Annotated in this window: 22 protein-coding genes; 11 read left to right on the top strand and 11 right to left on the bottom strand. The window is 56.7% G+C overall.

Annotation, left to right across the window (positions count from 1 at the left end):
- Positions 1–50: 50 nt before the first annotated feature.
- The 6 genes from ACQUQU_RS11170 (at position 51) to ACQUQU_RS11145 (ending at position 3,570) form a co-directional block, all read left to right on the top strand.
- The gene (locus ACQUQU_RS11170) at positions 51–833 is read left to right on the top strand and encodes a ParA family protein (RefSeq protein WP_430459765.1); all 783 of its coding nucleotides are present in this window, start codon (positions 51–53) and stop codon (positions 831–833) included.
- Positions 826–1,161 carry a hypothetical protein gene (locus tag ACQUQU_RS11165; RefSeq protein ID WP_430459764.1) on the top strand — a complete coding sequence of 112 codons (336 nt, stop codon included), beginning with the start codon at positions 826–828 and terminating at the stop codon, positions 1,159–1,161. The genes ACQUQU_RS11170 and ACQUQU_RS11165 overlap by 8 nt, the downstream gene beginning before the upstream one ends.
- Positions 1,154–2,080 carry a chemotaxis protein CheW gene (locus tag ACQUQU_RS11160; protein WP_430459763.1) on the top strand — a complete coding sequence of 309 codons (927 nt, stop codon included), beginning with the start codon at positions 1,154–1,156 and terminating at the stop codon, positions 2,078–2,080. Before ACQUQU_RS11165 ends, ACQUQU_RS11160 begins: the two co-directional genes overlap by 8 nt.
- A 203-nt stretch (positions 2,081–2,283) precedes the next feature.
- A complete protein-coding gene (locus ACQUQU_RS11155; protein ID WP_430459762.1) occupies positions 2,284–2,766 on the top strand; it encodes a chemotaxis protein CheW in 483 nt (160 codons plus the stop codon).
- 165 nt (positions 2,767–2,931) lie between these two features.
- Positions 2,932–3,159 (top strand): DUF2802 domain-containing protein, encoded by a 228-nt coding sequence (locus ACQUQU_RS11150; RefSeq protein ID WP_430459761.1) that lies wholly within the window; start codon positions 2,932–2,934, stop codon positions 3,157–3,159.
- Between the two features lie 156 nt (positions 3,160–3,315).
- Positions 3,316–3,570, top strand: a complete 255-nt coding sequence (locus ACQUQU_RS11145; protein ID WP_430459760.1) for a hypothetical protein — start codon at positions 3,316–3,318, stop codon at positions 3,568–3,570.
- On the opposite strand, the gene ACQUQU_RS11140 is transcribed toward ACQUQU_RS11145, so the two are convergent.
- A complete protein-coding gene (locus tag ACQUQU_RS11140) occupies positions 3,567–3,938 on the bottom strand; it encodes an MAPEG family protein (protein ID WP_430459759.1) in 372 nt (123 codons plus the stop codon). The two genes, ACQUQU_RS11145 and ACQUQU_RS11140, sit on opposite strands and share 4 nt — an antisense overlap.
- Before the next feature lie 111 nt (positions 3,939–4,049).
- Positions 4,050–4,526, bottom strand: coding sequence for a DUF962 domain-containing protein (locus tag ACQUQU_RS11135; RefSeq protein ID WP_430459758.1), 477 nt, complete (start codon positions 4,524–4,526; stop codon positions 4,050–4,052).
- A 159-nt stretch (positions 4,527–4,685) separates the two neighbouring features.
- Here ACQUQU_RS11135 and ACQUQU_RS11130 point away from each other — a divergent pair, with 159 nt between their 5' ends.
- Entirely contained in the window at positions 4,686–5,711 is a 1,026-nt protein-coding gene (locus tag ACQUQU_RS11130) for an AraC family transcriptional regulator (protein WP_430459757.1), read from the top strand.
- On the opposite strand, the gene ACQUQU_RS11125 is transcribed toward ACQUQU_RS11130, so the two are convergent.
- From ACQUQU_RS11125 to nrdA, 6 genes are all read right to left on the bottom strand, one after another.
- Positions 5,712–6,596, bottom strand: coding sequence for a hypothetical protein (locus tag ACQUQU_RS11125; RefSeq protein ID WP_430459756.1), 885 nt, complete (start codon positions 6,594–6,596; stop codon positions 5,712–5,714).
- A gap of 80 nt (positions 6,597–6,676) precedes the next feature.
- Positions 6,677–7,150: a thioredoxin-dependent thiol peroxidase gene (gene bcp / locus ACQUQU_RS11120; protein WP_430459755.1), complete on the bottom strand. Its 474-nt coding sequence runs from the start codon at positions 7,148–7,150 to the stop codon at positions 6,677–6,679.
- 78 nt (positions 7,151–7,228) lie between these two features.
- Positions 7,229–7,507 (bottom strand): hypothetical protein, encoded by a 279-nt coding sequence (locus ACQUQU_RS11115; RefSeq protein ID WP_430459754.1) that lies wholly within the window; start codon positions 7,505–7,507, stop codon positions 7,229–7,231.
- A gap of 95 nt (positions 7,508–7,602) precedes the next feature.
- Positions 7,603–8,055, bottom strand: coding sequence for a class I ribonucleotide reductase maintenance protein YfaE (yfaE, locus tag ACQUQU_RS11110; protein WP_430459753.1), 453 nt, complete (start codon positions 8,053–8,055; stop codon positions 7,603–7,605).
- Entirely contained in the window at positions 8,055–9,188 is a 1,134-nt protein-coding gene (gene nrdB, locus ACQUQU_RS11105) for a class Ia ribonucleoside-diphosphate reductase subunit beta (protein WP_430459752.1), read from the bottom strand. The genes yfaE and nrdB overlap by 1 nt, the downstream gene beginning before the upstream one ends.
- Positions 9,189–9,244: 56 nt before the next feature.
- On the bottom strand, positions 9,245–11,524 hold the full coding sequence (gene nrdA / locus ACQUQU_RS11100) for a class 1a ribonucleoside-diphosphate reductase subunit alpha (RefSeq protein WP_430459751.1): 2,280 nt from the start codon (positions 11,522–11,524) through the stop codon (positions 9,245–9,247).
- 392 nt (positions 11,525–11,916) lie between these two features.
- On the opposite strand from nrdA, the gene ACQUQU_RS11095 reads away from it, so the two are divergent.
- Both ACQUQU_RS11095 and ACQUQU_RS11090 read left to right on the top strand, forming a co-directional pair.
- Positions 11,917–12,657: a response regulator gene (locus ACQUQU_RS11095; RefSeq protein ID WP_430459750.1), complete on the top strand. Its 741-nt coding sequence runs from the start codon at positions 11,917–11,919 to the stop codon at positions 12,655–12,657.
- Positions 12,658–12,703: 46 nt separating this feature from the next.
- Positions 12,704–14,236, top strand: coding sequence for an ATP-binding protein (locus tag ACQUQU_RS11090; RefSeq protein WP_430459749.1), 1,533 nt, complete (start codon positions 12,704–12,706; stop codon positions 14,234–14,236).
- A 176-nt stretch (positions 14,237–14,412) separates the two neighbouring features.
- Here ACQUQU_RS11090 and ACQUQU_RS11085 read toward each other — a convergent pair whose 3' ends face one another.
- Positions 14,413–15,336, bottom strand: a complete 924-nt coding sequence (locus ACQUQU_RS11085; protein ID WP_430459748.1) for a LysR family transcriptional regulator — start codon at positions 15,334–15,336, stop codon at positions 14,413–14,415.
- Positions 15,337–15,489: 153 nt separating this feature from the next.
- Here ACQUQU_RS11085 and glpK point away from each other — a divergent pair, with 153 nt between their 5' ends.
- Positions 15,490–16,986, top strand: a complete 1,497-nt coding sequence (glpK, locus tag ACQUQU_RS11080) for a glycerol kinase GlpK (protein ID WP_430459747.1) — start codon at positions 15,490–15,492, stop codon at positions 16,984–16,986.
- 122 nt (positions 16,987–17,108) lie between these two features.
- The gene (locus tag ACQUQU_RS11075) at positions 17,109–18,218 is read left to right on the top strand and encodes a GGDEF domain-containing protein (protein ID WP_430459746.1); all 1,110 of its coding nucleotides are present in this window, start codon (positions 17,109–17,111) and stop codon (positions 18,216–18,218) included.
- Positions 18,219–18,305: 87 nt separating this feature from the next.
- Here ACQUQU_RS11075 and argF read toward each other — a convergent pair whose 3' ends face one another.
- Entirely contained in the window at positions 18,306–19,211 is a 906-nt protein-coding gene (argF, locus tag ACQUQU_RS11070; protein ID WP_430459745.1) for an ornithine carbamoyltransferase, read from the bottom strand.
- A gap of 19 nt (positions 19,212–19,230) precedes the next feature.
- Positions 19,231–20,397 carry an aspartate aminotransferase family protein gene (locus ACQUQU_RS11065; RefSeq protein ID WP_430459744.1) on the bottom strand — a complete coding sequence of 389 codons (1,167 nt, stop codon included), beginning with the start codon at positions 20,395–20,397 and terminating at the stop codon, positions 19,231–19,233.
- Between the last annotated feature and the right edge of the window lie 4 nt (positions 20,398–20,401).

The following is a 20,401-nucleotide window of genomic DNA, read 5'->3' as shown; positions in this document are numbered from 1 at the left end:
AAACGCCGTAAAAAGCGGCAATTCCATGACGACTCAGACAGGATACAAACGTGCGGATCTGGTCAATCGCAAATCAAAAAGGTGGCGTTGGTAAAACAACCAGTGTGGTGGCTCTGGGTGGTTTATTAGCCGAACAGGGAAAGCGTGTGCTGCTGGTCGATCTTGACCCGCATGGCTCGCTGACCAGTTATTTCCGGCAGGACCCCGACAGTCTCGAGCGCAGTCTGTATCACTTGTTTTTCGAACAGCGCTACAAAGACAAAGAATTTATCCGTTCTGTGATTAAACCCACGAGCTTACCGAATGTGTCGCTGCTGCCGGCAACCACATCGCTGGCCACTCTGGAGCGCCAGGTCAGCGGTCAGGACGGAATGGGGCTGGTGCTGGCCCGCACACTGGCGCAACTGTGGGATGAATACGATTACGCTCTGCTGGATACACCGCCCATTCTGGGGGTGTTGCTGGTCAACGCACTGGCGGCCTGCCAGCGGCTGGTGATTCCGACCCAGACCGAGCATCTGGCCCTGAAGGGGCTGGAACGCATGGTTCATACCTTAAAAATGGTGATGCGCTCGCAGAACCGCCAGCTACCGTTCCTGATCGTACCAACTCTGTTTGACCGGCGGACACTGGCCTCGGTCACCACACTCAAAGAAATGCGCAGAACCTATCTGGATTCACTCTGGCAGGAGGCCATTCCGGTCGATACCCGGCTGCGTGATGCCAGCCATGAGGCGGTTTTTCCACACCAGATGGACGAGCAGGGCCGCGGCGTAAGAGCCTACCGGCATTTACTGCACCAGCTGGAAAGCTCGGAGACCAGCCGTGGTTGAGCCGACGCTGACGCTGAATAATCCGCTGGGCGATTATTTTGACCATTTACTGGCCGCTGACGGGGAAGTCAGAGGTCAGCACGTGAACTGGGACGATCTGCTGGCGGAAGCCGTATCGCCCTACAACCTGCAGGATGCACTGAACAGTTCGACGCTGCGGCGTGGCTTTGAGCCTCTGTGCATTCAGGCCCCTGCGTCCGGTAACGACGCCGTGCGACGGACACACCTTTTTTGCTTGCTGCAGTTTGCCCGGACGATGCCACTTCCCCGGGTGAGAATGAGCATCATGGACAGCGCCCGTCGCTGTCTGGGAGGAAGCCGTGGCTGAACAGCCGAAATCCACTCTGGTTAACCAGGTGGATACTGTGCTGCAGGATTATCTCGATCAGCTGCTGGAGGCTGCGACTGCGCCTGTTCCCGTGGTAACGCCTGCGCAGACGGAGCTGGCAACTGACATCGACGTGCCGGTTCCGGTGGCGACCGATGTTGCCGCTGTTCGTCCGCGCGTGCAGACCTTTACCACGGCCAAGGCGTCGGACACTCACACGTCGGTGATGACTCAGGTGATGGAGGCTGTGGCCGTGCCTGCACCTGTGCTTGAGCTGCCGCTGGCCGAGCCTGAGCCTGAGTTGGAACCTGAGCCCGAACCCGAGTGGGTGGCAGAGGATAGTCCGGAACCTGTGGCAGTGAGCGTCACTGAGGTGGCACAGGTTGACGAAACGGATGTCAATTTATCGTCAGATTACGCTGGTGGCAGCGAACCACCACAAACCATGTCACTTAACTGGCGTTCCAGTCAGGGCATTGATTGTCTGATTTTCAAAATCGCGGGTCTGAAACTCGCCATTCCTTTGCCGTTACTCGGCGGTGTTCATAACGTCACTGATAAGGTGACGCCATTATTTGGTCAGGCGGCCTGGTCGTTGGGGATCTGGCAGGGCGAAGCCGGCAAGCTCACCATCATCGACAGTGCGCAGCTGATCATGCCCGAACGAGGCATACGTCTGGCGGATGAAGGCTATCAGTTCTTTATTCAGCTGGACCGCTCGCCGTGGGCGCTGGCGTGTCAGGAAATCTGTGACACGGTGACGCTGGTACACGATTCCATTAAATGGCGGGGCGATGGCAGCAAGCGTCCGTGGCTTGCCGGCACCGTCATCACCGAGATGTGTGCTTTACTGGATGTACCGGGCCTGATGAAGCTGCTCAGTGACAACAGCCGCGTGCGGGCCCGGCCGTCAGCCTGACGGGCGGAGACCTTTTTTAGCGGGCCAGAGCCAGAAAAGATTAGCGGAATTCAGCTGGTACACTTTGTGCTCTGATCTATAGTTAAGAAAGGTTCGTCAGGTTTTTTGACGCCGCCGGGCAGACAAGTTCTGCCAGGCGAGCTCTGCCGGGCATGATCAGTGAGACACGTTCAGGCGTCGGCCTTTCTTAGCGAGGATGTTTTATGTCAGCGATTGCCGGAAACAAAGGTGCGGAAGATCCGGTCCTTCAGTGGGTGACTTTCCGCCTTGAGAATGAAACGTACGGGATCAACGTGATGCAGGTGCAGGAAGTTCTGCGCTACACCGAGATCGCACCGGTGCCAGGAGCGCCACCGTATGTTCTGGGTATCATCAATCTGCGCGGTAACGTAGTCACTGTGATTGATACCCGGCTTCGTTTCGGTTTACCGACCGCTGACACTACTGATCAGACGCGGATTGTTATTATTGAAGCGGAAAATCAGGTAGTGGGGATCCTCGTCGATGCGGTGGCTGAGGTGGTGTATCTGCGTCAGTCAGAAATTGAAACCACTCCGAACGTCGGCAACGAGGAAAGCGCCAAATTCATTCAGGGCGTTTGTCATAAAAATGATGAACTGCTTATCTTGGTGGATCTGGAGAAAATGATGTCGGATGAGGAGTGGACAGAACTTCAGGGTCTCTAGGAGTCAGCTATGGCCTCTCTGTCGCTCATGCACTGGTTACTGATTGGAAATATGGGAATGTTGTTGCTGGTTGGCGGTTTTATGTGGGCCGTCCGCCGGCAGCAGACGAAAGAATCGCAACGGTTGACATCAACCGTTACGGAACTCCGACAGGCTCATGATGCGATGAGCAAAAGTACCATTGGCATGGGGCGTAAGCTGCGTCAGCTGGATGGCCGGATGCAGCAGGCAGAGCGTCGGGTTGTATTACCGACCACCGACGAAGCAACCTACCATCAGGCCTCGCGTCTGGTGGGGCTAGGGGCGACCGCCAGTGATCTGGTCGATAACTGCGGAATGGCCCGAGGCGAAGCCGAACTTCTGGTTTCGCTCAAACGCCAACCGGCACACTAGAGCAGGCGTCAGCCTGCTTTTTTCTTTCTGACGATTCAAAAGGCTTTGTTACTTTTAATCGTTACCAAAGTATTAACCGTTTATTACAAAACAATCCTAACCCTATGGGGCGCGCTTTCTATACTTCAAACAGATAGTCGGTCAGGAGGTTCAGCCATGGCTGTAATTCGCAAACTGATAATGACGCTGGTGGTTGTGGTTATTGCCGCTACGCAAGGTGTGTCCCATGCTGTGTTCGCTGCGCCGGATATGGAGGTGGCCAGCATGATCCGCAATGCCACTTTTCTGGAAAGAACACCGGAATTCACCGACCTTTACATCATCAAAACCTGGGATAAAGGCCGGCAAATTGTCATCTACTGCAACAGTGCCTACTGCTATAAAAGCAATGGGCAGGTGGTGACGGTTTAAGCACCCGCCACGAAAAGGGCAACCACGACACCCACGCCCGCCATCCAGACGACAGAGCGCAGTGAGGCTTTGTCCGTCAGATAGAGAACACCGTATACAACCCGGATCACGATGAACGCGATGGCCAGAGCATCAATGGTGCTCTGCGCGACGCCGGTCAGGTGCGCAATGATGACGGCTGCGGCGAACGGCGGAAAGGCTTCAAAACTGTTCAGCTGAACCCAGTGGGCACGTTTGTGCAGGCCTGATTGTTTTTCGAGAAATTCGCGCGGCGCATGGTTGTTGTAGCGTCCGCCTGATTTTGCCAGCAGTGTGAAAACATAAGGCAGCAAAGCGGCTGCCAGCACGCACCAGTATCCGATAGTCATAGCGTATCCTGTTGTTATTAAGGTGATGTCTGTCACCGGGAGCGACGTTTTACCGCCGCTCGCCGCTCATGAGAAGGTCTGAGTGTGCCGAAAAGCAGGCGGCAGAGGTGATCAGGCGTACGGGATGCCCAGACGGCGGTAGATAAACCCCATCAGCCAGGCCGGGCCGATCAGCAGAAACTGAATATCCTGAAAGAACGACGGTTTCTGGCCTTCCACGTAATGACCAATAAACTGCAGTACCCAGAGCACAACAAACCCCAGTGAGCTGACCAGCCACAGAGGGGCCAGATTCAGGCTGTCATACCAGCCGAGCAGTGCGTAGGTGGCCAGTGTGAATGCGGTCAGTCCGATGGACAGACTGAACGACAGCCGCACGTAAAAGCCGAGCACCACCACAGCCGACAGGGTGGCCCAGTTCAGATAGGGCACCTGAGTGAATAGTCCGGGCACCGGAATTTCCCACAGCAGTCCCATTATCACGACGAAAATCAGTGGCACACAGATCCAGTGGATGAGTTTATTCAGTTTGTCCTGGTGGCTGGCGCCGTACTCTTCAAACCATTGATCGGCGGTCTTTTTGTTCATAGTGTTCTTCTCTTGTTGTTATGTATGATGTCTGCGCAGCCTGTAATGTACCTTGTTTATCCGCGCTGAACTTGCCCGGAAAGGACAGGCCTTTTGACTCCAGAAGTCAGGCGGCCGCTGCGGCTTTCGATAACAACAAGACGGAAAGACCTACCGCTGATGATCGGAAAAAGTGTATCGGTTCTGTGGATTCGTGCCCTGCTGCAGGGTGCAGAACAGCAGGGCATTGACCGCCAGTCGTTGCTGACCGCCGCCGGGTTGACCGAAGAGCAGCTGGTAACGCCGTATGCCCGTGTCAGTCTCGGTGCGACCTTGCGGGTATGGCGTGAAGCGGAAGCCCAGAGTACCGGCCGTGATTTTGGACTTCTGATGGGTGAGCTGGTAAAGCCCACGCATTTTCAGCTGTTCGCACTGATTCTGATGCACAGCGAAAATCTCGGTGCGGCGTTCGAGAAATCCATCCGTTATATCCGTGTGCTGAGCGATGGCGGGCTGTACAAGCTGCATCATCAGGACGACGAAGCCTGCATCTGTTATGAACCCCAGGAAGACAATTTCAGCCGCCATCAGGTCGATGCTGTGCTGGTGTTGCTGCGCAATTTTGCCAGCTGGCTGGCGTGCAAAGCGGTACCGCTGAAGCGGGTGGAGTTCACCCATGAACAACCGGCCGATCTGAGTGATTACGAACGGATTTTCAACGCACCGCTGGTGTTTTCTGCCAGCCGTAATGCGCTGGTGTTTGAGCCGGGGATTCTGACAGAACCACTGGCGCTGGGTGATGAGAATCTGGCGGCTATGCATGAGCAGATGCTGGAGCAGCAACTGGCGGCCCTGCAGCAACCGGATACCGCCGGGCTGGTGCGCCATTTTCTGTCGCACACCGATGATCTGACCATTGATCGTGATCAGCTGGCCCAGCGTCTTCACATGAGCGGCCGTACCCTGCAACGTAAGCTGCAGGAGGCACAGACCACGTTTCAACAGTTGCTGGACGATGAACGGCAGCAACGTGCCCGGTCGTTGCTGATCAACACTCAGCTGCCGCTGACGCAGATCAGTGAGCAGTTGGGCTTTTCAGAAAGCAGCGCGTTTACCCGCGCGTTCCGCCGCTGGGAAGGTGTGTCGCCGCTGGAGTTCCGCCAGCACGGCCCGCAAGAGGCGGCCGGCAAAGCCACAGAGCGCTGATCAGAAGCGCAACCCCAGCCCCAGAGAGGCGCCGTAATCCAGATCACTGAAACTGTCGAGCGTCACCTCGGCGTCACTGGCGTCCGGCGTGGCCAGCCGGTAGAGCAGGGTGCCCTGCACACGGCTGAACGCCAGCACATGGCCACGTTTGAACAGCCATTGAACACCCGCCTTCACTTCGGTCACCATCAGCTGCCGGTTGTCGAGCAGCAATACCCGGGCGTCTGAGGCGTCTGTCAGTGTTTCTTCCCCCAGTCCCAGATATCCCTGCAGGGAGAACCCCGGATTCATGTGTTGCCGCTCAAGGCGGATGCGCCAGCCGGTGAGGGTGGCGTTCTCCAGCGTATCCGTGGTGCCCCCCAGCGCCAGTGGCCGGGTTTCCTGAGAATACATCAGCGTCAGCCGGGTAAACGGCGAACCGAGCCCGGTAAGATCCAGATACAGCCCATGATCGAGTTGTTCCCGATCCAGCAGCAGTTCCTGACCCAGAGTCAGCGCCGAGCCGTCGTAGCTTAAGGCCGAGCCGAGTACATGCAGCTGCTGGCGGTAGTCGTAGCGGGTGTGGTACCCCCAGACGATTTGCCCGGTACGCAGTAGGGGCACATCCAGCTGCCAGTTCTGATAACGGATATAGCCTTTGCTGTCGGAAACTTCCGTTGGCAGCGCTTGTTCATAGCGCAGGGACGGCAGACCCGGCGGCCATTGTTGACGGCCGGGAGGCAGAGGCGCCAGCCATTCGCAGCCGGCTACGATGGCCTGATCGCCGTCCTGTTCGAGCTGGGAAATGCCGGCAAATGACAGCCATTGCCAGCCGGAGGAGCAATCGAGGGTCGCAGCCGAGGCCTGAGCGGCGGCCAGCAGAGTGAAAATGAGTGTGTGTTTCATACAGCCGTTATCGGCATCCGCGGCGCGGAGTTGAGGTGTTCAGACTCCGTGGCCGGGACGTGGTGAATGCGCAGGCAGGATCAGAGCGAGCGGAGAACGGCGAGGGCGTCGTCGTGGTGGGATTTGGTCGCTACTTTTTTCATGATGTGCCGCAGCACGCCCTGCTCATCAATGAAAAAACTGATGCGGTGAATACCCATAAATTCTTTGCCCATGAATTTTTTCATGGCCCACACGCCGTAGGCGTCGGCAATGCTGTGATCTTCATCGGACAGCAGGTCGAAATTCAGTCCGTCGCGGTCGATGAATTTCTGCAGACGCGCAGGGGCATCCGGGCTGATGCCGAGCACAACCGTATTCAATCGGGCGAATTCGTCAGCGTTGTCGCGCACACCGCAGGCCTGAGTGGTGCAGCCGGGGGTCATGGCTTTCGGATAGAAATACAGCAGCACTTTTTTGCCTTTCAGGCTGTCCAGTGTGACGGTTTCGGATTTCTGGTTCAGGGCGCTGAAGGCGGGTGCCGGAGCATCCAGCGCAGGAAAATTCAGGCTCATGAGTGTCCCCTTGAGGTAATCGTTGGGGGCACAAGGCTACCGGACCTGCCTGATAAATCAAGCAAGCCCGGGTTCAGATCAGCAGTTGATGCTGCGTTCAGACAAATACTTGGTGAGGGTTTCTTTGGCTTTATTACCAGCCGGGCTGTTACGGAAAACAAACTCGTGGGTTTTATTTTCCAGCACCAGCAGCACATCGGCGCAGAAATCACCTTCGTGATCTTTACGCACTTCGCGCATACGGGCTTCCACCAGAGTGTCGAGGTTAATGTAGAAATCCCCCGGCATTTCTTCCAGATGTTCACGCGCGGTCATGCGCACCATCGCAACGTTTGGGGTAATGCAGATAAAGGCCATGGTCTGAGCTCCCTGTGTAGTGATTGTTATGCACAGTCACCATACTAGGGAAGGGGCGGAACAGCAGCCTTGACGCAACGCAGGTAAGCGGTGTTTTACAGCTTTATTTTGAGGTGGCTCTTGGGAATGCAGCAGCACGGCAGAATTTCGCCGTCGTTCAGCCAGGCCATGGGTTCTTCGGTGTAATGCACATCACCTTCCAGCAACTGCGCGCGACAGCTGCCGCAGTAGCCTTCACGGCACTGAAAGTGCACTTCCACGTCCTGAGATTCAAGCGATTCGAGCAGTGAGTGAGCGTGCTGAAAACGCACCTCACGACCATCGTGCAGGGCGACGGTAAATACCGGAGGCGCCATACCGTCGAATTCAATTTGTGGGGTATTTTCCGGGTGTTCGGGATCTGTGTCCGGCAGAAACAGCTCATTCTGGCGGGCAGAATCGCTGTCGTCAGCCGGATGCAGAGGTTCGAGCTCGAAAGCCGGCTCAGTGCCGGCTTCGCCTGTGAGTTCGAACAGATCGTTGCGGGGTTCTTGCGGTAACGCGGACATCAGAGGTCGAAATCACCCAGATCGGCGGTGTCTACTTCGCTGTCGATGGCGCCGACCAGATAGGAGCTGATTTCGGCTTCCTGTGGAGCAACCTGCACGTTATCGCTGTTCAGCCAGGAGTTGATCCATGGCAGCGGGTTGTTCTTGATGCCGGTAAATACCGGCTCAAAACCCAGAGCAGCAATACGCTGGTTGGTGATGTATTCCACGTACTGGCACAGGATGTCTTTGTTCAGACCAATCATGGAGCCGTCTTTGAACAGGTATTCGGCCCATTCTTTTTCCTGCTGTGCGGCTTCAAGGAAAATACGCACAACATCATCGCGGCATTCCTGTGCAATATCGGCAAATTCTGCGTCGTCAGCACCACGGGCCATGATCTGCAGCATGTGCTGGGTACCGGTCAGGTGCAGTGCTTCATCACGGGCGATGAGTTTAATGATCTTGGCGTTGCCTTCCATTTTGGCGCGCTCGGCAAACGCGAATGAGCAGGCGAAGCTGACGTAGAAACGGATGGCTTCCAGCACGTTCACCGACACCATGGTCAGGTACAGACGGCGCTTCAGTTCGCGCATGCTGACATCAATGGTTTTGCCGTTAACGGTGTGAGTGCCGACACCCAGCTGCTGGTAGTAATTGCTCAGCTCGATAAAGCTGTCGTAATACTGGGTTACGGAAATCGCGCGGCGGACGATGAATTCATTTTTGGTGATGTCATCAAAAATTTCGGCCGGGTTCGGCACGATGTTACGCACGATGTGGGTGTACGAGCGGCTGTGAATGGTTTCACTGAATGACCAGGTTTCGATCCAGGTTTCCAGCTCCGGCAGGGATACCACCGGCAGCAGCGCCACGTTCGGAGAACGACCCTGAACGGAATCGAGCAGCGTCTGATATTTCAGGTTGCTGACGAAAATGTGTTTCTCGTGATCCGGCAGATCGACGAAGTCTTTGCGGTCGGAGGCCAGATCCACTTCTTCCGGGCGCCAGAAAAAGGAAAGCTGCTTTTCGATCAGGTTTTCGAAAATCTTGTGCTTCTGGATATCGTAACGGGCAACGTTGACCTGTTCGCCGAAAAACATCGGCTGTTTGAAGGTGTCGAATTCGTTGCGGTTAAACGTGGTGTAGGCCATACAGTTTCAATCTCAATACAAAGCGACAGCGCCCGTGGGCGCTGTATGTTCAGTTCTTAAATTTTGCAGGCGCCGCCGGCACAATCGTCGTCTTCCTTACTTATATCCTTCTGCGGATCCTCAGCACCGTCACGGGTGTTGTGGTAGTACAGGGTTTTGACGCCGTTCTTGTACGCGGTCAGCAGGTCTTTCAGCAGCTGCTGCATTGGTACCTTACCGCCTTCGAAGCGGGAAGGGTCGTAGTTGGTGTTCGCCGAAATCGCCTGATCGACGAATTTCTGCATGATACCAACCAGCTGCAGGTAACCGTTGTTATTCGGGATGCGCCACAGTAGTTCGTAGTTGTTTTTCAGACGACCGAACTCTGGCACCACCTGTTTCAGGATGCCGTCTTTGCTGGCCTTAACGCTGATATAACCGCGTGGTGGTTCGATACCGTTGGTGGCGTTACTGATCTGCGACGAAGTCTCAGATGGCATCAGCGCCGACAGGGTAGAGTTACGCAGACCGTACTGAACGATGTCTTTGCGCAGGGCTTCCCAGTCGTACTGCAGCGGTTCTTCACAGAACTTATCGACGTCTTTCTTGTAGGTGTCGATTGGCAGAACACCTTGCGAATACGTGGTGTCGGCGAAGGCTTCGCAGGCGCCTTGTTCTTTCGCCAGATTGTTCGAGGCTTTCAGCAGCCAGTACTGCATGGCTTCAAAGGTACGGTGCGTCAGACCGTTGGCGGAGCCATCGGAATATTTCACGCCGTTCTTCGCCAGATAGTAGGCGTAGTTGATCACACCCACACCCAGAGTACGGCGGCTCAGGCTGGCACGCATGGCGGCCGGAACCGGGTAATCCTGGTACGACAGCAGGCTGTCCAGTGCACGCACAATCAGGTCTGATAATTCTTCGAAATCGTCCGGGTTGTCGATCAGGCCGAGGTTAAAGGCGGCCAGAGTACAGAGTGCGATTTCACCGCTTTCGTCGTTCACGTCTTTCAGCGGCTTGGTTGGCAGCGCAATTTCCAGACACAGGTTGGACTGACGCACCGGTGCCAGTTCCGGATTGAACGGGCTGTGGGTGTTGCAGTGGTCAACGTTCTGCACATAGATACGGCCAGTGCTGGCGCGTTCCTGCATCATGGTCGAGAACAGGTCGACCGCTTTCAGTGTCTTCTTGCGGATGCCGTCCTGCTGTTCGTATTTCACGTACAGCTCTTCGAATTTGTCCTGATCCTGGAAGAAGGCGTCGTACAGACCCGGAACGTCGCTTGGCGAGAACAGGGTGATGTTGCCGTTCTTGATCAGACGCTCGTACATGAGTTTGTTGATCTGTACGCCGTAGTCGAGGTGACGCACACGGTTTTCTTCTACGCCGCGGTTATTTTTCAGAACCAGCAGGCTTTCCACTTCGTAGTGCCAGATCGGGTAGAACAGGGTGGCTGCACCACCACGCACGCCGCCCTGTGAGCAGGACTTAACGGCAGTTTGGAAGTGTTTGTAGAACGGAATACAACCTGTGTGATACGCCTCGCCGCCACGGATCGGACTGCCGAGGGCGCGGATACGGCCGCCGTTGATGCCGATACCGGCACGCTGGGACACGTACTTCACAATGGCACTGGCCGTGGCGTTGATGGAATCCAGACTGTCGCCGGCTTCGATCAGAACGCACGAGCTGAACTGGCGGGTCGGTGTACGGACACCGGCCATGATCGGCGTTGGCAGCGACAGTTTGAAGGTGGAGACCGCGTCGTAGAAACGACGGATGTAATCCAGACGACGTTCTTTGTCGTAGTTGGCGAACAGACAGGCGGCAATCAGCACGTACAGGAACTGGGCACTTTCGTACACTTCTCCGGTTACGCGGTTCTGCACCAGATACTTGCCTTCCAGCTGCTTAACCGCAGCGTAACTGAAGGTCAGATCGCGGCTGTGATCGATGAAGGCATCCATCGCAGCGAATTCTTCAGCGCTGTAGTCTTCCATCAGGTGACGGTCGTAACGCTCGGTTTCAACCAGTTTTTTCACATGCTCAAACAGAGCTGGCGGTTCAAAACGGCCGTAGGCCTTTTTACGCAGATGGAAAATATTCAGACGCGCAGCCAGATACTGATAGTCCGGAGTTTCTTCGGAGATCAGGTCGGCCGCGGCTTTAATCAGGGTTTCATGGATGGCGGATGTCTGAATGCCATCAAAAAACTGAAGGTGCGCCTTCAGTTCTACTTCGGACACGGAAACGTTATCCAGACCTTCTGCCGCCCAGGTGACAACTTTGTGAATTTTGTCGAGATCAAGATGTTCCTGGGAGCCGTCACGCTTGGTGACCTTCAGCGTACTGTTCATGTTTTCTGTGCCTGTATTCAAGGGAAGCTACTCCAATCTGTCCTTGATCATTACCGATTCCGTAAATTGCTTGACGGCTGACCTTATTGTCTGTAGGTGCCTGCCTAAGTAACTGAGTTACCGGCATTTTTAAGCTGACCCACAAGATAATGCGGTGACCCTATGAATTCAACCCCAAGATATAGTGGGTTATGGGTTCCGGATGTGGATAAGTTGTGTGTAGATCGTGGACAGTATGTGGCTGATTTTTCAGGCGAAAAACTGTGCAGATTTTTACCGCAAGTGAGAGATTCGTTACTATGCAACATTGCGTAACAGCGTCTAGAGTTAAGGCAGACGTGCTCAGTCGTGTTGGCTGCGCGCAACCTGTTTTTAAGGAACGGTAGAAATCCATGTTTAAGCACGAAAGTGGTCAAACCCCGGAAGAGAACTGGCGCATCCTGATCGTTGAGGATGATGAGCGACTGGCGACCCTGACCAAGGACTACCTTGAGAGCAATGGACTGAAAGTGTCTGTGGAAGGTGATGGCAGCCGTGCCATCGAACGTATCAAAACCGAACAGCCGGATCTGGTGGTTCTGGATCTGATGCTGCCCGGTGAAGATGGCCTTGCTGTCTGCCGTATTGTGCGTCCGTATTACAAAGGCCCCATTCTGATGCTGACTGCCCGCACCGAGGATCTGGATCAGGTGCTGGGACTGGAAATGGGTGCCGACGACTATGTGGCCAAGCCGGTCCGTCCGCGCGTGTTGCTGGCCCGTATCCGCGCTTTGCTGCGCCGGGTGAAAGAGGCACCGGAAACTCAGGAAGCGGAAGCCGCTCCGGGCAGCCGTCTGACCTTTGGCAATCTGGTGGTCGACAGCTCCATGCGTGAGGCCTGGCTGGAAGGCAAGAGCATCGATCTGACCAGTGCAGAATTTGATCTCCTGTGGCTGTTAAGCAGCAGCGCCGGCCGGGTACTGACACGGGAAGAGATCTTCCATCAGCTGCGCGGTATCGAGTACGACGGACAAGACCGTTCCATTGATGTGCGCGTCAGCCGCATCCGTCCGAAAGTGGGCGACGACCCAATGAACCCTAAGCGTATTAAAACCGTACGCAGTAAAGGGTATCTGTTCGTGAAGGAAATCTGAGCGACAGGGAGACTTCGCTATCTTTATCCGGGTCTACTCCGGGCTGTTGGGCGCTCTGCTGATGGTGGGCATCGTCTGTGTGGCAGCCCTGCAGCTGGTGAACTTTGTCCGCACCGCTCAGTTTAATGAGGACATGGTGGAGGGCAGCCTCTACCTGCTTGCCCAGCGTCTGCGCGAAGATCCGGCAGCGCTTGCCGATCTGTCTGCCCGTTTTGACGCCGACATTCACATTCTTCCCCCCGATGACGTACCCGACGATCAGTATCGTCGTGACCGCCTCGCCCGTGGTCAGGTGCTGATCGACACCACCAACGCTGGTCGTACGGCCCGTCTGTTGTACACCCTGAACGACGACGCCCTGATGGAAGTCAGTGTGAATACGGTTACTGAGGTGCAGGCGCAGGCAACGGCGTATCTGTTGCTGGAAGACTGGCAGAGCTCAGGCGAGCCCATCGAGAGCTTCATTCAGCGCATGCAGCCGTATTTCGGTTTTCCGCTGTCGGTGGTGCCGATGGATGATCTGTTTCTGTCGGATGCCGATTACGCGCGTATGCAGTACGGCGATGTGCTCGCCCGTATATTCATTGAAGGCAGTCAGGCCGAGGCTCTGGCCAAACTGCCCGGGCAGCCGCGTGCCTTGCGACTTGGTCCGATTGAAGGCTTCAACCCCTATTCGTGGCAAGCCATCATCATCATCGCCATTATCGGCTTTATGATGCTGGGCCTCGGGGTGTACTGGGTGGTGAACTCGTTTGAGATCCGGCTGCGCAAACTTGAGCAGGCGACCAGCCGTCTGGCGCAGGGCCACATGAACGCGCGGGTGGCGATCACAGGTGCTGACCCGGTCAGTCGTCTGGGCGTAGCGTTCAACAAAATGGCTGAACACATACAGCGTCTGATATCGATTCAGCGCGAAATGGTGCGCGCGGTATCGCACGAGCTGCGCACGCCGGTCGCGCGCATCCGTTTCGGTATGCAGATCATCGAAGACGTGGCCGACGATCCGTTTATTTCCAAACAACTCAATGGCATGGACTCGGATATTCAGGAACTCGATGAACTGATTGATGAGATCCTGACCTACGCCCGTCTGGAGGAAGGCGGCCCGCTGCTCGACTTCCAGCGCGCCAACATTGCCGATATTGCCTCTCAGGTGGTGGAAGAGGCCCGGCCGCCGGCTCATGTAAAAGTCAGTTACAGCGGTGATTCGCCGGACAGTGCCCTGTTCGCTGAAGTGGAGCCCCGTTATATCCACCGCGCTATTCAGAATCTTGTCGGCAATGCCGGGCGCTACGCTACCAGCCGCGTGCGGGTGGTGTGCAATGTCGGATCTGACACCTGCCGGGTGGATGTTGAAGATGACGGCCCGGGCATTCCCGAGGAAGAGTGGGACCGTGTGTTTACCCCGTTTGCGCGGCTGGACGACAGCCGCACCCGCAGCTCCGGCGGCTATGGTCTGGGGCTTTCCATCGTACGGCGAATCGCTTACTGGCATGGCGGGCGTGCCATGGTAGGGCGCAGTGATGCGCTGGGTGGTGCCCGTTTCAGCCTGATCTGGCCCCGCCGCCATTCGGAATGATTACCGATACAATCGGTTACAGAAGTTCACTCTTACGCAACAGACGGCATTGAATTGAAACGGCACTATATGCCCCGCGTATCCCTAGGAGACGTGGTGAGAATGTAGCGAAATTATTCGCTTTTTTGGGGCTCTGATTCAGAGCCCTTTTTTTTGGCCGGCGTTCGCCCGGCAGTTCAAGACTCCTCTACCGGCAGAATGCCCGGCAGATTGCGGAAGCAGGTATCGTGCGCCTGCTGGAAGAAATCCTGAATAAAAGCCGCTTCGGCCTGATCTTTACGCACCGCAGCATACAACACAGGCCACACACCTTTTTCGCCCAGCGGGCGTGCGGTAATCAGGCTGGCGTCCAGATACGGTTGCAGTGCCCAACTCGGCAGGCAAGCCACGCCGCGGCCGCTGGCAACCAGCTGCACCATCATCAGGGTTAATTCGGTCTGGCGGGTGGCCAGTGGCTCAATGCCTACCGGCGTCAGGAAGCGTTCGAACACGTCCAGACGGCGACGGTCCACAGGGTAGTGAATCAGGGTTTCTCCGGCCAGGTCCTGCGGCTGAATACAGTCTTGCCGGGCCAGTGCGTGTTGATTGGCAACTGCCAGCACCGACTGATAGCGGAACAGCGGCTGGTAGTGAATATCGCCTTCGGCGCCTGTGTCCGACGTAACCACCAGATCGACATCACCGCGGGTCAGTGCCGGAATCGGATCGAAGTGAAAGCTGGTGCTGAGGTCGATTTCCACTTCCGGCCAGTGATCGCGGAAGCTGTTGATGGCCGGCATCAGCCAGTCGAAACAGCTGTGGCACTCAATCACCATGTGCAGGCGGCCACTGTGTCCGCCGGCCATTTTCTGCAGGTTGCGCTCGGACTGACGCATCATCGGCAGGACCTGATCGGCCAGTTGCAGCAGCTCCAGCCCGGCGCGGGTGAAGCGCAGGGGTTTGGTTTTGCGCAGAAACAGGGAAACGCCGAGGCGGTCTTCCAGATCTTTCAGCTGATGCGACAGCGCCGATTGCGTCAGGTGCATGCGCCGGGCGGCTTCGACCAGGGTGCCGCCGTCCCGCAGGGCTGCCAGTGTGCGCAGATGTTTGATATCGAGCATAGCGATCCGGATGAGAAAATTTCATGGTTGATGCGGTTTTTAATGTTAGCGCTTCAACACGCAACGGAAAAGATGAACGACAGGATAGGCAAAAATTTGGTGTTGGCTGAGGGGGCCAGTACACTTCGCCGAAAAAATAAAAGGAAACTTACCATGTCAGGCAATTCTGCGGATTTTTTGCTCAGTTTTGATCAGGGAACAACCAGCAGCCGCGCGATTCTGTTCACTACGCAGGCCAGTATTCAGGCCGTCGGTCAGCACGAGTTCACACAGCATTTTCCGCAGCCGGGCTGGGTAGAGCACGATCCTGAAGAAATCTGGTCGACCACGTTGCAGGCGGCACGTGAAGCCGTGGCCGGGGTCGATCTGGCGCGTATCCGCGCCGCCGGTATCACCAATCAGCGGGAAACCACGCTGGTCTGGGAACGGGCCACCGGTAAGCCGGTGTACAACGCCATTGTCTGGCAGGACCGCCGTACCGCTGCGCTGTGTCAGTCGCTGAAAGAGGGTGACCCTGAACTGGAAGCGCGCATCACCGCCCGTACCGGTTTGCTGCTCGATCCGTATTTTTCGGCCACCAAACTCGCCTGGATTCTCGACAACGTTGACGGAGCCCGTGAGCGCGCCGAACGCGGCGAGCTGGCCTTTGGTACCGTTGATACGTTTCTGCTCTGGCGTCTGACCAATGGCAGCGTGCATGCCACCGACGCTTCCAATGCCTCACGCACCTTGTTGTTCAACATTCACCAGCAAGGCTGGGACGACGAGCTCCTTGAGCTGTTCCGCATTCCACGGGCATTACTGCCTGACGTGCGTGACAGCGCGGCTGATTACGGTGTGATTGATCCGCAGTGGCTGGGTGCCGCGATTCCGGTCGGTGGCGTGGCCGGCGACCAGCAGGCGGCTCTGGTGGGCCAGGCCTGTTTCCGCCCCGGCATGGCAAAAAGTACTTACGGCACCGGCTGCTTTATGGTGATGAACACAGGCACCCAGGCGCTGACGTCGCAACACCGGCTGCTGACCACCGTCGCCTACCGCCTCAAGGGTGAAACCACCTATGCCATCGAAGGTTCGATCTTTATGGCCGGGGCCACCATTCAATGGATCCGCGATGGTCTGCATCTGATCCGCAGTGCCTGCGAAACCCAGAGTCTGGCGGAGGCCACCGGCTACGAAAATCCGGTGTACATGGTGCCGGCCTTTACCGGCCTGGGAGCGCCTTACTGGGACCCACAGGCGCGCGGCGCCATCATGGGGCTGACGCGGGACACAGGTATCAAAGAAATCGTGACCGCTGGTCTGCAGGCGGTGTGTTATCAGACCCGTGATCTGCTGGAGGCCATGCATCAGGATGGTGTGGAACCCGATTCACTGCGTGTGGATGGTGGCATGGTGGCCAACCATTGGCTGGTGCAGTTCCTGACCGACATTCTCGGGGTCGACATTGCGCGCCCGAAAGTCACCGAAACCACCGCCCTCGGTGCGGCGTTTCTGGCGGGTCTGCAGTGTGGCGTATACGACGATTTAAGCCAGCTTGAAGCCTTGTGGCAGCATGATCAGGCGTACCGTCCGGCACTGGCGGATGAGCAGCGAGAGCGGCTGTACAAGGGCTGGCTCAGTGCTGTCGAGCGGGTGCGCAGCAGCGCCTGATTGCCGAAGCGGACAAACGATAAAAGTCAGCCACCGGCTGCTTATTTTTAACGCAAAATGACATAGCCGCCGGTGAAAATGTCCCTATAATCCGTCCTTCGCTGCAAAGGACGGATGACAGCATGAAGCACTTCCAGCAGGACATTTTACGTCGCCATGGCCTGGCCAGTATCGGTGCTGCACTGTTTTCCGCTCTGTTCATTGTCTCTGCCCTGATCCGTCAGGACGGGCATTCCATTACCCCTCTTTTGACCATCATTGGCGTTTACTGGCTGGGTCAGCTGGCATTGCTCGCCTGGGTCATGCGTGGTCACAGCCGGGGTTATCAAGACCCGGGCATGACCCCGGTATTCATGTGCTGGGCAGTGCTGTTTATCTCGCTGGCGCTCATGTGTTGTCAGCAATACCGGACCATCGCCTTGCTGGGCTACATGACCGTTATGCCGTATGGCGTTTTCCGACTGACCTGGCGCGGATTCCTTGGGGTGTCTCTGTTCACAATGGCGGCCTACACCAGTGTGATGCTGGCGGTTCTGCACAACCAGGGCTTTACCCGGCCGGCAGCGGAAGAGGCTGTGTTGGGCGCCGCCTTTTTTGCCAGTCTGGTGGCCTACAGCTTTCTCGGGCGCGAAGTGGCCTTGCTGCGCGAAGCCTACCGCCAGAAAAACCGTGAGCTGCGCCGTGCCATGGGGCGCATTGAAGAACTGGCGGTCACCGACGAACTGACGGGTTTGTACAACCGGCGTTATCTGCTGCGTTCGTTAGAAAAGAGCCGGGCACTGGCCAACCGCGAGGGGTTGCCGTTCGTACTGGCCTTTGTCGATCTCGATCATTTCAAACAGATCAACGACCAGCACGGCCACCGCATCGGCGATCAGGTGCTGACCGAGCTGGCGCAGCTGCTGCGGTTATCGGTGCGGGAAGTGGATCTGGCGGCACGCTATGGTGGCGAAGAGTTTGTATTGCTGCTCAGCGGTCTGACGCTGGCGGCGGCCGAGCATGCGCTTAACCGCATCCGTAGTCAGGTGCTGGAGCAGCGCTTCTCGGAGGAGGCTCTGCCGCTGACGGTCTCCGTGGGCGTCACTCAGTACATTCCGGGTGAAGAAGGGGATGAGCTGATCAACCGTGCCGATCGTCTGCTGTATGAAGCCAAGCGCTGTGGCCGCAATCGTGTCGTTGCTGATCCGGAGCAGACCATCACAGTGCTGGCTACCGCCAGCGCAGGTGCCTGACTCAGGCGCCGGATTCATGTGCCAGACAGACATGAAAAACAGGCATAAAAAAGCCGGGTTTCCCCGGCTTTTTTATTGTCTGGCCTTTTATTCTTCCTGACAGAGCAGAAATTCCAGCAGCGCTTTCTGCGCATGCAGGCGGTTTTCTGCTTCGTCCCAGACCACAGCGCGTGGATCGTCGAGCAGATCTTCCGACACTTCCTCGCCACGGTGAGCGGGCAGGCAGTGCATGAACAGCACGTCCGGGTTCGCCAGATCGAGCAGTTCGCGTGACACCTGATACGGACGGAAGATGCGCACGCGCTCGGCCTGTTCATCTTCCTGGCCCATGGAGGCCCAGACGTCCGTGGCCACCAGATCGGCGCCTTTTACCGCGTCTTTCGGGTCACGGAACAGGCTGACGCGGTCAGCGGCTTCCTTCACCAGAAACGCCGATGGCTCGTACCCTTCGGGGGTGGCCACGTTCAGGTGAAAATCAAACTGCTGCGCGGCGTTGATGTAGGACTGGCACATGTTATTGCCATCGCCTACCCAGGCCACGGTTTTGCCTTTAATCGAACCGCGATGTTCGACGTAGGTCTGGATATCCGCCAACAGCTGGCACGGATGGAAGTCGTTGGTCAGGGCGTTGATCACAGGCACTTCAGAGAAGGCTGAGAAACGCTCCACGATCTCGTGCTCGAAGGTACGGATCATGACAACATCGACCATGCGTGACAGCACACGGGCGCTGTCTTCAACCGGCTCACCGCGGCCGAGCTGAGTGTCGCGCGGCGAGAGGAAAATGGCATGGCCACCGAGTTGCGCCATGCCGGCTTCGAATGACACCCGGGTACGGGTGGACGACTTTTCGAAAATCATGCCCAGCACGCGGTTTTTCAGAGGTTCGTAAACCTCACCACGCTTGTGCATCTGTTTCAGTTCAATGGCCCGTTCAATCAGCCAATTCAGCTCTTCTGGTGAAAAGTCCAACAGAGTTAAAAAATGTCTCACACTGGTTCCTTCTTCAGACTTAACTGAGCGCCTCAATCAGTTGGCTCACCGTCTCGATAATCTGATCCGCTTCGGCCTGCGTCACATTCAGCGGCGGCAGCAGACGCACAACATTGCCAGAGGTAACGTTGAGCAGCAGACCTTCTTTCAGCGCATCGGCCATCATGGTCGGGCAGTCCTGATTCAGGACCAGACCGATCATCAGACCAAGGCCACGGATTTCTTTCAGACGTGCACTGCCGGCGAGGCGTTTGGTAAAGCCGTCGCGCAGGTAGGCGCCCATAACCTCTGCGTTCTTGCACAGGTTTTCTTTTTCAATCGTTTCCACCACGGCCAGTGCTGCGGCACAGGCCAGTGGGTTGCCACCGTAGGTTGAGCCGTGATTACCCGGCTTCAGGACGTCGGCGGCAACACCTTGCGCCAGACAGGCGCCAATCGGCACGCCGTTGCCCAGACCCTTGGCGGTGGTGACCACATCCGGTTTAAAACCGTAATGCTGATAGCAGAAATAGGTACCGGTACGGCCGTTGCCGGTCTGCACTTCGTCCATCAGCATCAGCAGCTGGTGTTCATCGCACAGGGCGCGCACGCCTTTCAGGTAATCAGCCGGCGCTGTTGCCAGACCGCCTTCGCCCTGTACAGGCTCCAGCATCACAGCGACCACGTTGGCGTTCGCCGCGATTACGTGACGGATGGCGTCCAGATTCATGTACGGCACGCGGATAAAACCGTTCAGCAGCGGGCCGAACCCTTCCTGCACTTTGGTGTTGCCGGTGGCGGTCAGGGTACCCATGGTACGGCCATGGAAGGCCTTGGTCATAACAATGATCACGGGCTCGTGAATGCCTTTGTCATGGCCGTATTTACGCGCAATTTTAATGGCCGCTTCGTTGGCTTCGGCACCTGAGTTCGAAAAGAACACATTGTCCATGCCGGAAACGCGCACCAGTGCGTCCGCCAGCGCCTGCTGACGTTCAATGCTGTACAGGTTTGAGGTGTGAATCAGCTTGTCAGCCTGTTCACGGATAGCAGCAGATACAGCGGGGTGAGCATGACCCAGTCCGCACACGGCAATACCACTGAGCGCGTCCAGATAGCGTCGGCCTTCAGAGTCCAACAACCAGCTGCCCTGACCGCTTACAAAAGTTACCGGCAAACGCCCGTAGGTGTTCATGATCGCTTGCATCGCT

The sequence above is a fragment of the Thalassolituus sp. LLYu03 genome (genome assembly GCF_050507655.1).
Classification (GTDB): Bacteria; Pseudomonadota; Gammaproteobacteria; order Pseudomonadales; family Oceanobacteraceae; genus Venatoribacter.
Note: the sequence above shows the minus strand (reverse complement) of the source record. Positions and strands in the feature narration are given on the sequence as shown.